This window comes from Micromonospora sp. NPDC005174, from assembly GCF_040608495.1.
Lineage (GTDB): Bacteria > Actinomycetota > Actinomycetes > Mycobacteriales > Micromonosporaceae > Micromonospora.
Genome location: NZ_JBEXIJ010000002.1, coordinates 355,661 through 372,727 on the forward strand (window position 1 = coordinate 355,661; position 17,067 = coordinate 372,727).

Consider the following 17,067-nt stretch of genomic DNA (forward strand, 5'->3'; position numbering starts at 1 on the left):
GGATGAAAAGGGCGCGGGGCGTGGCTTCGAAGGACCGGAAACTCGTTCGAAACATTATGGCCGTCGATGGGCCCCGTCAACTCTGAAAACTTCCGGAAAACAGTCGGGTGAGCTGCGCGACTGTGGATAGTCATCGGATGAAAGTTTCGCCCCTGCGCCGCGCGCCGGGCCGGTCAACGACAGCGGGGACGGCACCGACCGTGCTGGTCGGCGCCGTCCCCACCGTGCGGGATCGGCAGTGGATCAGCCGCGCAGCCGTGCCTCGATCGCCTCGATGACGCGTGGACGCAGCTCCGCGGCGCGGATGACCGCGTCCACCGAGCCCACCTCGACGGCCCGCTGGATGTTGTGCACCCGGTCGAACTCGGTAGCCACCTCGCCGAGCTTCTCCGCCCGCACCGAGGAACGCAGCTCGTCGAGCTCGGCCGTCAGCGCGGCGCGCTCGGTGCCGGACGCGGCGGCGACCCGGGCCTCCAGGGCGCGCACCCGCTCGTCGGCGGCCGTACGGGCGTTGACGTCGGCGGAGAACACCACCGCGGCGGCGGGAGCGCCGCCGAGCACCGAGGCGAACGATCCTTCCAGCGCGAGAACCGTCATGCTCGGGTTCAGCGCCTTCGAGAACACCACGAACGCGCCGCCGTGGTACCGCGAGATCACACAGAACACGATCGGGCCCTGGAAGTTCACGATCGCCCGGCCGATCTCCGCGCCGTACTCCAGTTGGAGCTTGCGCATCGACTCGGGTGAGCCGTCGAAGCCCGACAGGTTGGCCAGCACGACCAGCGGCCGGTTGCCGCTGGCGGCGTTGATGGCCCGCGCGGCCTTCTTCGACGAGCGGGGGAACAGCGTCCCCGCCGTGTACGTGTCCGGGCCGTCGGTGGGCGGGAAGCCTCGCCGGGGCACGGACCGGGACTCGATGCCGAGCAGGCACACCGGGATGCCGCCGAGGTGGGCGTCCTGCACGACAGCCGTGTCGGCGTCGGCCATGCCCGCCCACCGTTCCAGCACCGGACGGTCCTGGTCGGCGAGGGCCCGCAGCACCGTCCGGATGTCGAACGGCTTCTTGCGGTCCGGGTTGGCCTCGGCGGAGAAGATCTCACCGACGGTACGGAAGGGGCTGCCCGCGACGTCGTGCGGGAACGGGGAGATGTCGCGGTCCACCGGGTCGGTGGTAATCGCCCGTCGCGGGGCGTCCTCGCCGGGCGCGACGTACGTGTGGTCGTAGTGGGCCATCAGCACGTCCCGCGCGGCGGTCAGGTTCGGCGCCCAGTACTGCGCCTGCCCGTTCGGGCCCATGACCCGGTCGTAGCCGCCGATGCCGAAGTTGTCCTCGGCCGAGACCCCGCCGGAGAAGTCGAGCGACTGCTTGCCGGTGAGCACCATCGCCGAGTCCGGCGTCATCACCAGGACGCCCTTGGTGTGCATGAGCATCGTGGCCTCGGCGTTCCAGTACGGCTGCGCGCCGACGTTGATGCCCGCGACCACGATGTTGATCTCACCGCCGGCCTGGGTGAACTCGACGATGCGCTTGAGCGCCGCCGCCACCCAGTCCATGTTCTCCGTACCCGAGGTCATCGAGATCCTGGCCCCGGCGGACAGCGCCCACCACTCGACCGGCACCTGCATCCGCTCCGCCAGGTCCAGGGCGGCGATCACCCGCCGGCACTCCGGCTCGGACAGCGCGCCCAACGACTTCGTCGGATCGCCGAGCAGCACGACCCGGGTCACACCCTGCGGGTGTCGCTCGCTGGGTGAGGTGACCACGCCGGCGACGATCGCGGCGCGGTTGCGCCCCCTCGGCCGGTCCACCGGCACCAACGCGTACGCGTCGTCGAGGTCGTGCTCGACGAAGTCACCGAGCCGGCCGGTCAACTCGTACGGGTAGACCGTGTTGCGGCTGCTGGCCCGCAGCACCTTGAGCCGGTACTCGTCGAGCGGCTCGACGGCCTCGGCCGGCGGCTCGCCGACGGTCAGCTCCGCGCCGCCCTGGGCGTCGAACGAGATCCGTACGGCGATCTTGGTCAGCTCGCCGGTGCGGCGGTCGCGCTGACGCGCGACGAACAGGATCTCCTCCAGCCCGGCCCCGACGGTCGTCGGGCGCACCCGCCCGGCGATCATCTCCATCTCCTCGCGGGTCAGCTCGCTCGGCGGCCACACGTAGACGACGATCCGGTTGGTGGTGAAGCGCGTCTTCGACGGCCGCCGCGACTGAGCCCGGCGGATCGAGTCGAGGCAGGCCGCGACCGCGTCCTCGGCGGTGGGCAGCGCCACCAGCCGGCCGTCCTGCTCGCGCAGCTCGGTCAGGTCGCGTACCTGGGCGAACGCCACGAGGCGCTCGTCGGCCGGGTTCTCCCGCGCCACGCACTGGAAGAGGTAGACCTCCTCGTCCGACGACGGCAGCCGGGTCAGGTCGAACTTGTGCAGCCGCTCCAACTGCATCCGCTGCGCGATGTACGGGTGCAGACCGCGGATCAGCCGGTCCTCGACCATGCCGTCGTCCGACGGGCGGAAGGTGAAGTGGTGGTGCATCACCGCCCCGCCGCGACCCGCGACGGTGGCGGTGAGCCGACGCACCTGCGCCGGCAGCGGATGGGCGGCCAGCACGTCGAGCAGCGCGGCGGCCATCGCGTCGAAGTCCTCCGGCTGGTTCTCCCAGCCGAGGTAGATGTCGGCGTCGACGGAATCCTCGGCGCCGGCCAGCTCGGTCAGCCCGCGCAGCGCGTCGCCCAGCCCGTCGAAACGGACGGCCGCGGAGACCACACTGGAGTCCGCGCGCTCGGCGACCACGAAGGAGCAGTCGCCGACGTCGCTGGTCCGCACCCGGGTGAGCGCCTTGTTGCCGTAGTAGCGGCGGGTCAGCACCTCCAGCATGACCGTGTTGTCGAGGTGGTGACGCACGAGGCGCTGGCCGAGCAGACGTACCAGGGGCTCGGTGCTGCGGACCATCTCGGCGACACGCTCGGCGCGGTCGGGGGCGTCCGGGTGGGCGTCCAGGTGTCGCAGGTGGGCCCGGACCTGGGCGTAGACGCGGGCGCGGTTGCGGCGCAGCAGCGGCTGCGCGAACCAGGCGAACACCACGCCCCGGGCCAGGTCGGCGATGGCGGGGAAGCGGACCTGCGTGGCGGCCACCAGCCGCTCCAGCGCCAGACCTGCGGGCTCGCGCAGCGACTCGTCCGGCGGGGTCTCGCGCAACCACTCGCGCAGCAGCGACGCCACGACTGTCGCGTCGACGGACGCGCGCTGCTGGGCCAGGAAGATCCGGAAAACGGCGGCTTCCAGCCCGGGGGAGCGCTCCAGATCTGTCACACCGTAGTGGCCGAGCGCCTTGGCGAGCTTGGCCTGGAAGGCGTCCGGCAGCCCGGCCCGCTCCACGTCGAGGCTCTGCAGGTAGGTGTGCAGGTACTCGCGGTCGCTGCGCGCGTGCGCGCCGCCGTCCTCGCCGGTCGGCCGGTTGCGGCTCAGCTCGGCAAGGTCGGCGAACACGTCGACGAGATCCACCTCGGCGGCCAGCGGCCGGTGACCGTCCTCGGCCGCCAACCGGCGTACGACGAGGTAGTCGTCGAGCACGCGGCGCTCGTCGTGCGGGTCGACGTCGAAGCCGAGCAGCAGGCCGCGTAGGTCCTCCTGGCCGCGCCTCGCGCGCTCGTACGCGGACAGTCCGTCGTCGGCGGCGGGCAGGTCCAGCTCGACGGCGGGGGTGCTCGGGCCGGCCACGGCGTCGGTCGCCTCCTCGGCGAGCGGCTCCAGCCGCAGCAGCGGCGCACCGGCCTCCACCTGGCTGCCCACCGAGACCGCGCACTCCTTGAGCCGGGCCTTGAACGGCGCGCGCAGCACCGTCTCCATCTTCATGGCCTCCAGCACCAGCACCGGCGCGCCCGCCTCGACCTCGGCGCCCACCTCCAGGGGAGTGGCGACGACCAGCGCCGGCATGGGGGAGCGCAGCACGCCACCCTCGTCGCGGCTGACCCGGTGCGTCACGCCGTCCACCTCGACGAGGTGGGTCGGGCCGTGCGTGCCGGTGAGCAGCCGGTACCGGATGCCGTTGACGGCGATCTGGCCGGTGTGCCGGTCGAAGCGGTCCAGCTCGACGTCGGCCGTGTGGGCGGTACCGCCCGCCTCGATGCCGACGCGGAACCGGTGCGCGCCGATCCGCGCCACGCGCAGCCGGTAGGTGACGCCGCGCAGCTTGAGGTCCAGCGGTCGGCCGCTGGCGTGCTGCACCTGCGGGCGGCCACCGGCGGCGGTCGAGAGCAGCCGCTGCCGCTCGGCGCGCTCCTCCTCCTCGTACGACTCGATCGCGGCGGCGGCCAGGGCGACCGCGGAGTGCCGGTGCGTGACCAGCCGACCCTCGCCCCGGACCCGGTCGATCCAGCCGGTGTCGGCGCTGGCGTCGATGATCTCGGGCTGGTCGAGCAGGTCGAGCACGAAGCTCTTGTTCGTCGCGCCACCGTCGATGATCACCGTGGTGTCCGCCATCGCACGCCGCAGCTTGCCCAGCGCCTCGTCGCGGTCGCGCCCGTACGCGATGATCTTCGCGATCATCGAGTCGAAGTCGGCCGGGATGGTGTCGCCCTCGCTGACCCCGGTGTCCACCCGGATGCCCGGCCCGGCGGGCAGGTCGAGCCGCGCGATGCGCCCCGGTGACGGCGCGAAGTCGCGGTCCGGGTCCTCGGCGTTGAGCCGGGCCTCGATGGCGTGCCCCCGCTCGGCCGGCGGGTCGCCCACGAGCCGACCGCCCGCCGCGACGTGCAACTGCGCCTTGACCAGGTCGAATCCGGTGGTCAGCTCGGTGATCGGGTGCTCGACCTGGAGGCGGGTGTTGACCTCCAGGAACGCGAACAGCCGGTCACCGGGGTGGTACAGGAACTCGACGGTCGCCGCGCCCCGGTAGCCGACCGCCACGGCGAGCCGCTCCGCCGACGTCTTCAGCTCGGCGGCCTGCGCCTTGTCGAGCACCGGCGAGGCCGACTCCTCGATGACCTTCTGGTTGCGCCGCTGCACCGAGCAGTCGCGTACGCCCAGCGCCCACGCCGTGCCCTGACCGTCGGCGATCACCTGGACCTCGACGTGCCGGGCGCCGGTGACCAGCCGCTCCAGGAACACGATGCCGCTGCCGAACGCCCGCGCCGCCTCCTGGCTGGTGCGCTCGTACGAGTCGGCGAGTTCGGCCTCGTTGGTGATCACACGGATGCCGCGTCCGCCGCCGCCCGCCGTCGCCTTGAGCATCAGCGGGTAGCCGATCTCGGCCGCCGCCGCCCGCGCGGCGTCCAGGCTCTCGACGGCGCCGCGACTCCACGGCGCGACCGGGACGCCGACCTCCTCGGCGATCAGCTTCGAGCCGATCTTGTCGCCGAGTTGGCGCATGGCCTCCGGGCTCGGTCCGACGAACGTGACCCCGATCTTCTCGCACAGCTCCGCGAACGCCGGATCCTCGGCGACGAAGCCCCAGCCGACCCACGCGGCGTCGGCGCCGGTCTCGGTCAGGGCGCGTTCGAGCGTCGCGAGGTTCAGGTAGGGCCGGGCCGATGCCGGACCGAGGTCGTACGCGATGTCCGCTTCGCGCACGAAGGTGGCCGTGCGGTCGACGTCGGTGTGGAGGGCGACGGTCTCGATCCGGCTGCCCGTCTCCGCGGCCAGCTCTCGGACCGCGTGGATCAGCCGCATGGCGGCCTCACCACGGTTGACGATGGCGACACGGTTGAACACCCGACTGACCCCTTTGGTAGACCACGATGTACGTGCCGCGAGACGACGGCTCCCGGCAGTGATCACTTTTCCGCCTCGGAGCGGACAGCGCCATGGTGCAACGGCCGAACCAACAGTCGCTCCGTTGTAGGAACCCCACAAAACTTTTTGGCTGTCGAGCCGTGGGCGTCGGATCTCCGCCCGATCGTTGGCGTGGATCCCCGGACGTCACCTTCGGGGGCTTTGCGGCTTTCTGCCGCTATGGCCGACGCCAGTGTGCCCATCGGTGTGAGTGCGGCGGGGTCCCGGCGGAGCGACACATGTGCAAGTCTGGCTACGCTCCGAACCCCCGCGTACCACCACCAGGCACCGGCACGCCGCGCGAGGCGGGCTGGCCTTCGCCCGTTCCGGAGGAACCCGTGGCGCAACCGTATCCCGCACGGCGCTGGTTGGCCGGCTTGGCCGTGGTCGGCCTCGCCGCCGTGTCCACCGGCGCTCCCGCCGCCGCCGAACCCGCCGCACAACCCGCAGCGGCGCTCAACCTCTACGCCAACAGCGCGATCGTCGCCCCCGGCGGCCCGCACAAGTGGGTGGCGCTGCACTCGCTGGCACCCCAGTCGCTCGGCACCTACACGGTGCGCGTGGACCGCAGCGAGGTCACCGCCTTCGCCGACGTCGTCGAGGGCGAGGGCCGCAGCACCTGCACCACCGCGGGGCCGGTGATCACCTGCGTGATCGACGGTGCCAACGAGCCGGACCAGGACCTGCTCACGCTGGGCGTGACCGCGCGCCCGGACGCGCAGGTCGGTCAGCGGGGCGAGCTGGCCCTGACGGTCACCGCGCCGGGGACGGGCACCGCGACCTACCGCTCCACCGTCAGCATCGGCGAAGGAGTCGACCTGGCCACCGCGTCCGACGTGGACCTGGACGGCACCCTCGGGTCCACCGTCGGACTTCCGCTCACCGTGACGAACCGGGGCGCGACGACCGCGCGGGGCCTCGTGCTCTACCTGTACGGGTTCAACGGGCTGACGCCGGCCAAACGCTACAAGAACTGCGAGTACGTCGACCTCGACCAGGACAACAGCCCCTTCGCCTGCGCGTTCGACACCGTGCTCGCACCCGGCGAGACGGTCGCGGTCGACTCCACGTTCACCGGCACCGTCGCCGCCGACACCTGGGCACCCAACCTCTACTACAACTTCGCGTACTGGTTCACGCCCGCCGACTGGGAGGAGTACCAGTCGCAGTACCGGCCCGCCGCTCCCCTCGGCCCCAGGGGCACCGACCCGGCGCTGACGCTGGTGCCGGCCACCGACACGCAGGTCCGCGCGCTCGGGCAGACCGACACCCGCTTCGTCAACAACGACACCACGATCACGCTCACCGTGGCCGGTGACCAGCGCGCCGACGTCGCGGCCGTCGGCGCAACGGTGACCGGCGCCGTGGGCGCGACCGTCCCCATGTCCGTCGGGTACGTCAACAACGGGCCGGCCCGTGCCGGAGACAGTGGACAGCAGGGGCTCGCGGTACCGACCACGGTGACCCTGCCGGCCGGCGTCACCGCGGTCACCGTGTCGACGGACTGTGTCGACCCGACGGACGACGAGTGGCGTCCGGGCAAGCCCGGCGCGCGGGTCTACGAGTGTTCCGCCCCGGGCGGCATCGCCCGTGGTGAACGGGTGGGCTTCGACTTCGGGTTGCGCATCGACCGGGCCGGCAGCCAGACCGGTTCCGTCGCGCTGCGTACCCGCTCCGGCGGCGGCCCGATCGCGGACCTGAACCCCGCCAACGACACCGCCCGAATCCTGGTCAACCCCAACGCCCCCACCACCCCCGGCGGCAACGGCAACGGCGGCGGTGGTGCCGGCGACGGCGGCTCGCTGCCGATCACCGGTGCGCCCCTCGGCCTCATCGCGGCCCTCGGTGCCCTCCTGATCACCGCCGGCCTCGGCGGCCTCCTCCTGACCCGCCGCCCCCACCCCAGGGCCTGAACCAGGCCCGCCACCTGCGTCGATCATGAAGTTGTTGCCCTGACACGCCGACACGGCGGGCGATAACTTCATGATCGACGCAGGTCTGCCGGTTGACGCAGGTCTGCCGGTCGTCGTGGGGGATGGTGTCCTAGGACGGTTTAGGGGGTGTGGGCTTGGTCGGGGCGGCGGCCTCGGGTGGAGACGAAGTGGTACGACATCACGGCGAACCCGGGGTCCCGCACGAGTCGACGGAAGGCATCGAGCTGCTGCGGTGACAGCCCCGCCGCCAGCAGGTCCGGCGCCAACTGGCGGGAGTTGGTCTCGTAGAGCGACGCGCCGGTCGACCCGCCTGCCCAGCTCTGCGAGTGGGTGACGGTGTCGACGTCGGTCAGGCCCGCGAGGGCCATCTCGGTGTGCACGTCCTGCGCCCACCCCAGGTCGGCGCCGTGGTCCTGCAACACCCCCATCATGGCGTCCATCACCTGCGCGAAAAGCTTCGCCGCGTCGTCGCTCGGCGCGTTCAGCACCCGTACCGGCGTGGTGCAGTCGAACTCCTCGACGACCAGCCAGCCGCCCGGTGCCAACGCGCGGGCGAGCGTCCGCAGGACCCGTCGACGCTCGGGCAGGTGCAGCAGCACCAGGCGTGCGTGGATCAGGTCGAACGCGTCGCCGGGCGGGGGATCGGCGCGTACGTCGTGCCGGCGTACGTCCAGGTTGCCCCGCGCCACGAGGTGGGTGGGGTCGATGTCGGTGGCCAGCACATGGCCGTTCTCGCCGACCGCGCGGGCGATCCGCCGGGCCATCGAGCCGCCGCCGGCCCCGACCTCCCAGCAGGTCGACCCGAGGCGCAGGACCGGGCGGGCCAGGCGGCGCATCGTGATCGGATCCAGGAAGGACTCCAGCGCCCGCATCTGCGGAACCGCGTCCGGTGTGCCGTTGTCGAAGGTGTACGCGCCATCACTGGTCAGGGTCGCCATCGTCTTCTGCCTCTCCAAAGGGGCGGGCTGTCGGTCCGGAGCCGGGGGACCGGGTGACTACAGGCTGTCGGTCCAGAGCCGCGGGGTCGCTCCGCTGGCCGGGGATGTCGGTGTGGCGGCGATGCCGACCATCGCCTCCAGGCGGGCGGGATCGCTGCGTGCCTCGACGGTCGGCCGGTCGTAGACCACCCGGCCGTACTCGAGCACCGCCACCCGGTCGGCGGTCTCGATCGCGTGGCGGAGTTGCTGTTCGACGAGCAGCACGGTCAACCCGCTGGCGGCGAGGTGACCGACGAGGTCGCGGACCCGCGCGGCCAGGTCGGGTGCGAGCCCCTCACAGGGTTCGTCGAGCAGCAGCACCCGTGGCTGGCCGAGCAGCGCGCGGGCGATGGCCAGCATCTGCTGCTCGCCGCCGGAGAGTTCGCAGCCACGGTGTCGCAGGCGTACCGCCAGGCGCGGCAGGAGTTCGAGGATCCGGGCCACCGTCCAGCCCTCACCGCCGGGTGTCGCGGCCCGCCACGGGGCGGCCGCCAGGACGAGGTGCTCGGCCACCGTCAACCGGGAGAAGACCCGCCGGCCCTGCGGGACGAGGCCGACGCCGGACTGCGCGACCCGGTGGGGTTGCCGTCCGGCCACGTGGACACCCCCGATCTCGATGCGCCCGCTGGGGGCGCGCACCAGCCCGGCGATGGTGTGCACGAGGGTGCTCTTGCCGGCGCCGTTGCGGCCCACCACGGCCTGGACGGTGCCCGGCGGTACCCGCAGGTCGACGTCGTGCAGCACGATCCCCCCGGCGTAGCCGGCGCAGAGCCGCTCCACGTAGAGCATCAGGACACCCCGTCGGCGTAGGCCTGCCGCACCAGCGGCGAGGTACGGATCTCGTCCGGTGTGCCGACGGCCAGGGTGCGGCCGTCGCGCAGCACGGTGACGGTGTCGCAGAGGGCGTACACCAGGTCCAGGTGGTGCTCGACCAGCAGCACGGCGACCTGCCGGGGCAGTGCCACCAGCAGCTCGGCGAGCCGGTGGACCTCGGTGGCGGACAGCCCGGCCGCCGGTTCGTCGAGCAGGAGCAGGCGGGGACGGCCGGCGAGGGCCATCGCGATCTCCAACTGTCGCCGCTGCCCGTGCGCGAGCTGACCGGCGGGCACCGTCGCGAGGTCGGACAGTCCCATCTGGTCGAGCAGCGCGGTGGCTCGCCGCCGGGCGGCGTCCCGGGTTCCACCGGGCCACCACCGCCGCCGCCGGATCGTCCGGGGCAGCGCCGCGACCTCGATGTTCTCGCTGGCGGTGAGGGTCGCGAAGACGGCGGGCCGCTGGTGTATCCGGTTGATGCCGCGCCGGGCCCGCGCCGCCGGTCCGAGCCGGCTGACGTCCCGTCCGGCGAAGCGCACCGTGCCGTGCCGGGGACGTGTCGTCGCGCCGAGCACGTTGAGCAGGGTGGTCTTGCCGGCCCCGTTGGGCCCGATGAGGGCGTGCCGTTGGCCGTCGTGCACACACAGGTCGACGTCGGTGAGCGCGGCGAGCGAGCCGTACCGCACGGTGACCTTCTCGGCGCTGAGCAGGCAGGTCATACGCGCAGCTCCGGGGTGCGGGTGGGTGCCGGGACCGGGCGGTCCGGAGTGGGGACGGGTTGCCGGGGCCCGCCGCGCGGGCGGCGGGCCCGCGCGACGCCGGTGGGCAGCAGGTAGACCGTCGCCACGAACAGCGCGCCCAGCACCAGCGGGGCGTGACCGGGCAGCACCCCGAACAGCCAGTCCCGTACGGCGATGACGAGGACCGCGCCCACCAGCGCGCCGCCGACCGACGCGGTGCCGCCGATGACGACGCCGAGCAGGAGCAGTGCGGACGTGTCGAAGCCGAAGTCGGCGGGGGATATGTACTGCTGGGCGACGACGAGCAGCGAACCGGCCGCACCGGCGATCGCCCCGGCGGCGACGTGCGCGCCGGACAGGTACAGCGGCACGCGGTGCCCGCTGGCCCGTAGCCGCGCCTCGTCGTCCCGCCCGGCGCGCAGCAGCAGACCGCCCCGGGACCGCACCAGCAGCAGGACCGCGCCGACCAGCACCGCCACGACGACGAGCGTGTAGACGTACCGGGCCCGGTCGGAGGCCAGGACCGCCATTCCCCACAGTGGACGGACCGGCGTGATCCCGGCCAGTCCGTCCGTGCCGCCGGTCACCGACCGCCAGCGTCCGAGGACGGTCACCACGAGTTCCCCGATCGCCAGGGTGATCATCAGGACGATGACGCCCCGGGCCGGCACGACCAGCGGCAACGTCACGGCGGCGAGCGTCGCCCCGGCCAGCGCCGCCACCGCGACCTGCACCACGCCGACGTCGGAGACCTGGCTACCGAGCACCGCGCTGGCGTACGCGCCGGCGGCGTAGGGTGCCGTCTGGCCCAGCGTGGGCATGCCCGCGACACCGGTGAGCAGCGCCACGCTCACCCCGACCAGACCCAGCGCGAGGGTCCGGGCGAGGATCGCCGCGGTGTAGTCGTCGACCACCCACGGGGCCACGACCAGGCCGGCGAGAACGAGCGTCGCGACGGCGGCCCGCAGCCGGCGGATCACCTCGTCCCTCACGCCGCCGCCCACCGCAGGGCCAGGCCCCGCGCCCGCACGGCGAGCACGGCGGCCATGGCGGCGAACAGCAGGAACGGGGCGGCGGACGGCAGCAGCGCCACGCCCAGGGTCTGGATCTCGCCGACCGCCAGCGCCGCGAGCAGGGTGCCCACCATGGACCCGAGGCCGCCGAGGACGACCACGACCAGCGACAACAGCAGCACCGTGTCGGCGGTGTCCGCGCCGGGTCCGATGATGGGCGCGCCGAGGACCCCGGCCGCGCCGGCCAGCGCGCCGCCGGCGGCGAGCACGCCGACCTTGATCCGTGCCGGGCTCACACCCAGGCAGGCGACCATCTCCGGATCGTCCACGGCCGCGCGGACCAGCATCCCGGCCCGGGTCCGTCGCACCGCCAGGTAGAGACCGGCGGCGAGGGCCGCCGCCACCGCGATGAAGACCAGCCGGTACGCGCCATAGCGGTGTCCGGCGACCGCCACCGACCCGTCGAGGGCGGCCGGAACCCGCACCTGCGGATCGTCGGGGCCGAAACCGACGACGAGGAGGCTGCCGCCGGCCAGCGCCACCCCGAAGGTCAGCAGCGCCTGGGTGAGGTGGTTGCCGCTGGCGACCGGCGTGAGCAGCCCGGCGAGCACCACCCCCGCCGCGGCGGCGGCCAGCACACCGACCCCGAGCGCCAGGGCGAGGCTCGCCCAGCCGCCGTCGAGCAGCGCTGCGGCGGTGTACCCGCCGATGGCGTAGAGCATGCCGTGTGCCAGGTTGAGGATGTTGGCGACGCCGAAGCAGAAGACCAGGCCCGACGCGGCGACGAAGACGAGCAGCCCGTAGGCGACACCGTCCAGCGCCGGGATGACGTACGGGTCGATCTGGTTCGTGCCGGCCGCCACCGTGTTCACCGGCCGACGGTCGCGAGGTCACCCACGACGGTGTTGGACAGCGCCCGACCGTCCTGGCGGACCTGGCGCAGGTACCACTTCTGCACGGGCGAGTGGGTGACAGTGGAGAACTGCCACGCGCCGCGGGGGCTGGCGATCTGCCCGAGCTTGCCGATCTGCGCGTTGATGGCCTCCGGCGTCGGGTCGCTCCCGGCCGCGCCGACGGCACGGTCGAGCACCGCCGCCGCGTCGTACGACGCCAGGGCGTACGTCGTCGGCGAGCCGTCGTGCTTGGCCTTCCACGCCGCGACGAAGTTGCGGTTCTCGGCGTTGTCGAGGTCGGGGGAGTAGTTGAGCACGGAGTAGATGTCCCGGGCCGCCTCGCCCTGGGCGTTGAGCACGCCGCCCTCGGTGAGGAACCCGGCCGCGTACAGCGGGATGTCCTTGATCTCGGACTGCGCGTACTGCTTGACGAAGTCGACGGCCGCGCTGCCGGCGTAGAAGGTGTAGACCGCCTGCGCGCCGGAGGCCTTGATCCGGGCGAAGTACGGCGTGAAGTTGGTGGTGGCCGGGAACGGGGTGAAGGTGGTCTTGCCGTCGGGATTGGCGAGCGTGCCGCCGGCCTTGGCGAACGCCTCGGTGAAGCCGCGCAGTTCGTCCCAGCCACCCTGGTAGTCCGGGCCGATGGCGTACACCGAGCCCTTGACGTTGTCCTTGACGTGCTGGGCGATCGCGGCGCCCGGCTCGTCGGAGAGGTACGAGGTGTGCCACACCCGTTCGACGTCCTTGATCTCCGGCCGGCCGTTGGAGCCGACGAGCGGGACCTTGGTCTCCTGGAGCAGCGGGTAGACGCCGGCGACCGAGCCGCCGCCGACGATGCCGGTGAGCGCGGCGACGCGGTCCTGCTTGAGGAGCTTGGTGGCCGCCGGTACGGCGGTCGCCGCGCCGTTGCCCTCGTCGGCGACGACGAGGTCGACCTGCCGGCCGCCGAGCTTGCCGTCGTGGGTGTCCAGGTACAGCTCGAAGCCGTCGCGGATCTCCTTGCCGACGGACTGGTACGTCCCGGACAGCGACGCGAGGAGTCCGATCTTGATGGACCCGCCGCCGGTCGTGGCCGGTTCGTCGTCTGCGCAGGCCGTGCTCACGGTGAGCACGAGCGCGAGCAGCGTGGCGCCGATGGCACGGCTGCGCGCAGGGGTGGTGAGGGACATGTCGTCTCCAGGGGAAGAGGAGGAGGGGTCGGGTGGGTGGGGTCAGCGGCTGCGGGCGAGCGCCGCTCGGGCCGCGGGGGTCAGCGCGTCGCCGATCCGGTTGGCCAGTTCCGTCATCTCGTAGGAGACCTTGCCGACGTCGCATTCGGGTGCGGCGAGCACGAGCAGGGACGCACCGTCGTTGAACGCCATCGAGAACATGAATCCACCTTCGAGCTGGGTGACGTTGGAGATCACCGCCCCGGCGTCGAAGAAGGCCGCCGCGCCCCGCAGCAGGCTGACCAGGCCGCTGCCCGTCGCGGCTAGCTGGTCCGCCCGGTCCGGCGGCAGGTCGCGGGTGGAGGCCACCATCAGGCCGTCACTGGAGATGGCGATCGCATGGCTGACCTCGGTCGCGCGCTCGGCGAAGCTGTCCAGCAGCCAGCCGAGGTCCTGGTGGTCGGTCACGTGCTCTCCCTGTCGGTCACGAGTTGCCGAGGTTGATCGGGGTACGTCGGCGGGCCGCCACTCCCCGCGCGTACGCGGCCATCGCGGTGGCGACCTGGGCCGGGTCGCGGTATTCGGAGCGCTGCTGCTGGGTGGGCACGGTGACCCCGCCGGGCACCAGATACTGCTGGGGTTGCCGTTTGGGCAGGCCGGAGGTCGTGGTCACGGCCACGTCGGGCGTCTGCGCCTGGGCGGCGGTACGCCAGGCGTCGTCGGCGGGGCTGGACCACTGGCGGCCGTTCGGGGCGTCCACGACGTCGGTGTGGAACCAGTGGTTGACCTGTTCGAAGATGAGCAGCTCCTCGGTCGGCGCGTCACTGGGGTCCACGCGGGGCGTCGGGCGGAACACGGGCGCCGCCGGCAGCGTCCGCGCGGCCGGGGCGTGCCCGGCGGTCGGTTCCGAACCCGGCCGGTACGGGGGCGGGGCCGTGGACGTGCGGGCGGCCCGTCGGGACAGCCGGCCGGGGGCGAGCAGGTACTCCTCCGGTGGCAACGACCGGATCATCGCCGCGGGCAGCGTCGCCTCGGCGAGGGTGCCGCGTCGGGGACCACGACGCAGTTGGACGCTGGCGCCGAGGCGGGCGGCGAGCTGACCCACGACGACCAGGCCCATGGCCCGGACGGCGGCGACGTCGATGGCGGGTGGTCGGGCCAGCAGCTCGTTGAGTTGCTGCAACCGCTGCGGGGGCAGGCCCACGCCCTCGTCGCTGATCTGGATGATGACGCGGTCGCCGAGACTGCGGCCGCTCACCCAGGTCTCGCTGCCCGGTGGCGAGTACGCCGTCGCGTTGTCCATGAGTTCGGCGAGCAGGTGCACGACCTCGTCGACGGACTTGGCGGCCACCGCGACGTCGCCGTCGACCATACCGAGCCGGATGCGCGCGTAGTGCTCGATCTGGGACTGGGCCGCCTGGAGCACCTGTTGCAGGGGTACGTCGTGCTGGCGTACCCGGCCGACGCCCACGCCGCCGAGCACGAGGAGGCTGGCGTTGATCCGGCCCATCCGTGTGGCCAGGTTGTCGAGGGCGTAGAGCTGGTGCAGGCGGTCCGGGTCGGTCTCGTCCCGTTCGACCCGGTCGACCTGGGCCAGGACGGCGTCGACGAGCCGCTGTTCGCGACGGCTCAGGTGGATGAAGATGTCGGCGGTGTTGGCGCGCATGACGGCCTGCTCGGCGGCGGTCCGCACGGCGGCCTGGTGTACGGCGCTGAACGCCTGACCGAGTTCGCCGATCTCGTCGTCGCTGGACGGTTCGAGGGCGGCTGTGGACTGTTCGCGGGCCAGCTCGTCGGGGTCGACGCTGGAGCTGTCGGGGCGTTGCAGCCGGGCCACCACGGCGGGGAGCTGTTCGAACGCGACGGCGTTGGCCGCGTCGCGCAGGCGTCGCAGCCGGCGGGTGATCTGCCGGGCGACGGCCCAGGTGACCAGGGCGGTCAACAGCAGCGCCAGCAGCACGCCGACGCCTTCGGCCACGGCCCTGCGGCGCTGGTCGGCGTAGGCGGCCCGCACGTCGTCGAGCACCGCCACGTCGACGCGCCCCCGCAGGTCGGCCAGGCGGGCGGAGCGCTGCTGTGTCGTGGTGACCCAGTCGGTGGTCTGCAGGCGCAGCGGCGTTCCCGGTTGGGCGCGGCTGACCTCGTCCTGCATCCGTTGCAGCGCGAGCGCCTCCTTGCCGGTGCCGGCCTGCTCCCACCAGAGGCCCCACTCGCTCGGGGCGAGGGCCAGGAACGACAGGCTGGACTCGGTGTAGCTGGTGCGGGCCGCGGTGATGTCCTGCTGGGTGGCGGGGGTCAGCTCGCCGGCCGCCGCGGCCCGCAGGACGGCCACCTGCTGCTGGCCGATGGCCTCGGCGGTCTTCGACAGCGCGGCCGAGGCCCGGATGCCGTCGGCGAGGCGGGCGTTGACGACGCCGTGCGAGACGTTCTCCCGGAAGGTGATCAGGTCGGCGATGGCGATGCGGTAGCTGAACGTCATCGCGGAAACCGAGGCGTGTTCGGCCGTGCGGACCTGGGTGCGCAGCGGCGCCAGGCCGTCCAGCGCGGCGTCGACGCGGCGCAGGAGCGTGGCGTTGGCGTCGGTGGGCACCCGGTCACGCTGCCGGCGGTAGCGCGCGACGGCGGCGTCGGTGGCGGTCATCTCCGCGCCGAAGGCGTCCTGCTGCTCGGGCGCGGCGTGGGTGAGCAGGTCGGCGGCCGCGACCCGTTCGCGTTGCAGCCGGTACGCCAGGTCGCCGGCCTCCGCGCCGAGGCGTGCCAGCACCTCCAGGTCGCTGGCCCGGGTCGTCTGGCGCGCGCTCTCGGTCAGCGCGAGGCCGGCGAAGCCGATCACGGCCACCAGTGGCGCCGCCACGATGAGGCGCATCCGCCCGGCGATCTTCCAGCCGCGCTGACGGGTCGGGTAGGGTCGGGCCGCGTGGGACCTCGTGCTCGACGCCAAGATTGACTCCCGCGACTCGTCGATGACGGTCTATACGCACCTTGCCGAATGCAAGTCCCATTCGGCCGGAACCCGCGCTCGGAGGCCAGACCTCGCGGTGGTACAAACTGGCCGTACCAGCATCTGTACCCAGAGTCAGCGACCGGTGGCGCCCCGCGTCCGGTGCCGGGTGGACGCGCTCAGCGCTGGTCGTCGAGGTGCTCGGCGCCGCGACGGGGGTCGTGACGCGAGTTGGTGTCGTCCAGGTCGGGTTGGCTGCTGAGCACCTGGCCGATCAGCTCGCGCAGCTCGTCGATGGCGTCCACCACGGCGCCCGGGTCGCGCGCGTCGCGCCGACCGCGCTGGCGCGGCACCGGTGGATCGAGGCGCGCCCGGTCCGACGAGCGTGGCCCCCGTCGTCCGTCGGCCGCCAACTGTTCGGCCGCGACCAGTGGCCACAGCGAGGCCAGTCGGCCGCCGGTTTCGAGCACGTCGTCGCAGCGGACCGCGAACTCGTGGCTGCCGAAGCGGCGGCCCGACTCCACCGCCGCGACGGTCTCCCGGCTGAACCGCACCAGGTCTGCCAGGGCGCGCTGGGTCAGTCCCCGTTGGACCCGGCAGGTGCGCAGTTCCCATCGGAACTGTTGGCTGGGCGCGGAGCGAGCAGCGCTCGACGGGGGCGTGTGCTCCATGCGCTCACCTTCGTGGCACCCGCGAAATCAGCAGCGGGTAGCAGATCGAGTCTGGCCGATGGGCTGAACATTCATAGGGGGCAATTCTTAACCCTCGGGACGATGGGTGTGAAGACGTACGCCGCGATGAATCGCCACGGAAAGGGCGCGGGTCCTGCGCATGGGTGTCGG

11 protein-coding genes are annotated in these 17,067 nt (G+C 72.8%); 1 reads left to right on the top strand and 10 read right to left on the bottom strand.

Annotated features, from left to right (window positions below; translation table 11 throughout):
• Positions 1–243: 243 nt before the first annotated feature.
• Positions 244–5,706 (bottom strand): carboxyl transferase domain-containing protein, encoded by a 5,463-nt coding sequence (locus tag ABZU91_RS03890; protein WP_355233592.1) that lies wholly within the window; start codon positions 5,704–5,706, stop codon positions 244–246.
• 398 nt (positions 5,707–6,104) lie between these two features.
• On the opposite strand from ABZU91_RS03890, the gene ABZU91_RS03895 reads away from it, so the two are divergent.
• Positions 6,105–7,679, top strand: a complete 1,575-nt coding sequence (locus tag ABZU91_RS03895; protein ID WP_355233594.1) for a cell wall anchor protein — start codon at positions 6,105–6,107, stop codon at positions 7,677–7,679.
• 140 nt (positions 7,680–7,819) lie between these two features.
• Here the strand turns inward: ABZU91_RS03895 and ABZU91_RS03900 are convergent, their stop codons facing one another.
• The 9 genes from ABZU91_RS03900 to ABZU91_RS03940 form a co-directional block, all read right to left on the bottom strand.
• Entirely contained in the window at positions 7,820–8,638 is an 819-nt protein-coding gene (locus ABZU91_RS03900) for a methyltransferase (RefSeq protein WP_355233596.1), read from the bottom strand.
• Positions 8,639–8,695: 57 nt separating this feature from the next.
• Positions 8,696–9,466, bottom strand: coding sequence for an ABC transporter ATP-binding protein (locus tag ABZU91_RS03905; protein WP_355233598.1), 771 nt, complete (start codon positions 9,464–9,466; stop codon positions 8,696–8,698).
• Positions 9,466–10,209, bottom strand: coding sequence for an ABC transporter ATP-binding protein (locus tag ABZU91_RS03910; RefSeq protein WP_355233600.1), 744 nt, complete (start codon positions 10,207–10,209; stop codon positions 9,466–9,468). The genes ABZU91_RS03905 and ABZU91_RS03910 overlap by 1 nt, the downstream gene beginning before the upstream one ends.
• Positions 10,206–11,222: a branched-chain amino acid ABC transporter permease gene (locus tag ABZU91_RS03915; protein ID WP_355233602.1), complete on the bottom strand. Its 1,017-nt coding sequence runs from the start codon at positions 11,220–11,222 to the stop codon at positions 10,206–10,208. Before ABZU91_RS03915 ends, ABZU91_RS03910 begins: the two co-directional genes overlap by 4 nt.
• On the bottom strand, positions 11,219–12,115 hold the full coding sequence (locus ABZU91_RS03920; RefSeq protein WP_355233604.1) for a branched-chain amino acid ABC transporter permease: 897 nt from the start codon (positions 12,113–12,115) through the stop codon (positions 11,219–11,221). Before ABZU91_RS03920 ends, ABZU91_RS03915 begins: the two co-directional genes overlap by 4 nt.
• Positions 12,112–13,305, bottom strand: coding sequence for an ABC transporter substrate-binding protein (locus ABZU91_RS03925; protein WP_355233606.1), 1,194 nt, complete (start codon positions 13,303–13,305; stop codon positions 12,112–12,114). The genes ABZU91_RS03920 and ABZU91_RS03925 overlap by 4 nt, the downstream gene beginning before the upstream one ends.
• A gap of 42 nt (positions 13,306–13,347) precedes the next feature.
• Positions 13,348–13,752, bottom strand: coding sequence for a roadblock/LC7 domain-containing protein (locus ABZU91_RS03930; protein WP_355233608.1), 405 nt, complete (start codon positions 13,750–13,752; stop codon positions 13,348–13,350).
• Between the two features lie 16 nt (positions 13,753–13,768).
• The gene (locus ABZU91_RS03935; RefSeq protein WP_355233610.1) at positions 13,769–16,225 is read right to left on the bottom strand and encodes a nitrate- and nitrite sensing domain-containing protein; all 2,457 of its coding nucleotides are present in this window, start codon (positions 16,223–16,225) and stop codon (positions 13,769–13,771) included.
• A 179-nt stretch (positions 16,226–16,404) separates the two neighbouring features.
• Positions 16,405–16,896, bottom strand: coding sequence for a helix-turn-helix transcriptional regulator (locus ABZU91_RS03940; protein WP_355233612.1), 492 nt, complete (start codon positions 16,894–16,896; stop codon positions 16,405–16,407).
• Between the last annotated feature and the right edge of the window lie 171 nt (positions 16,897–17,067).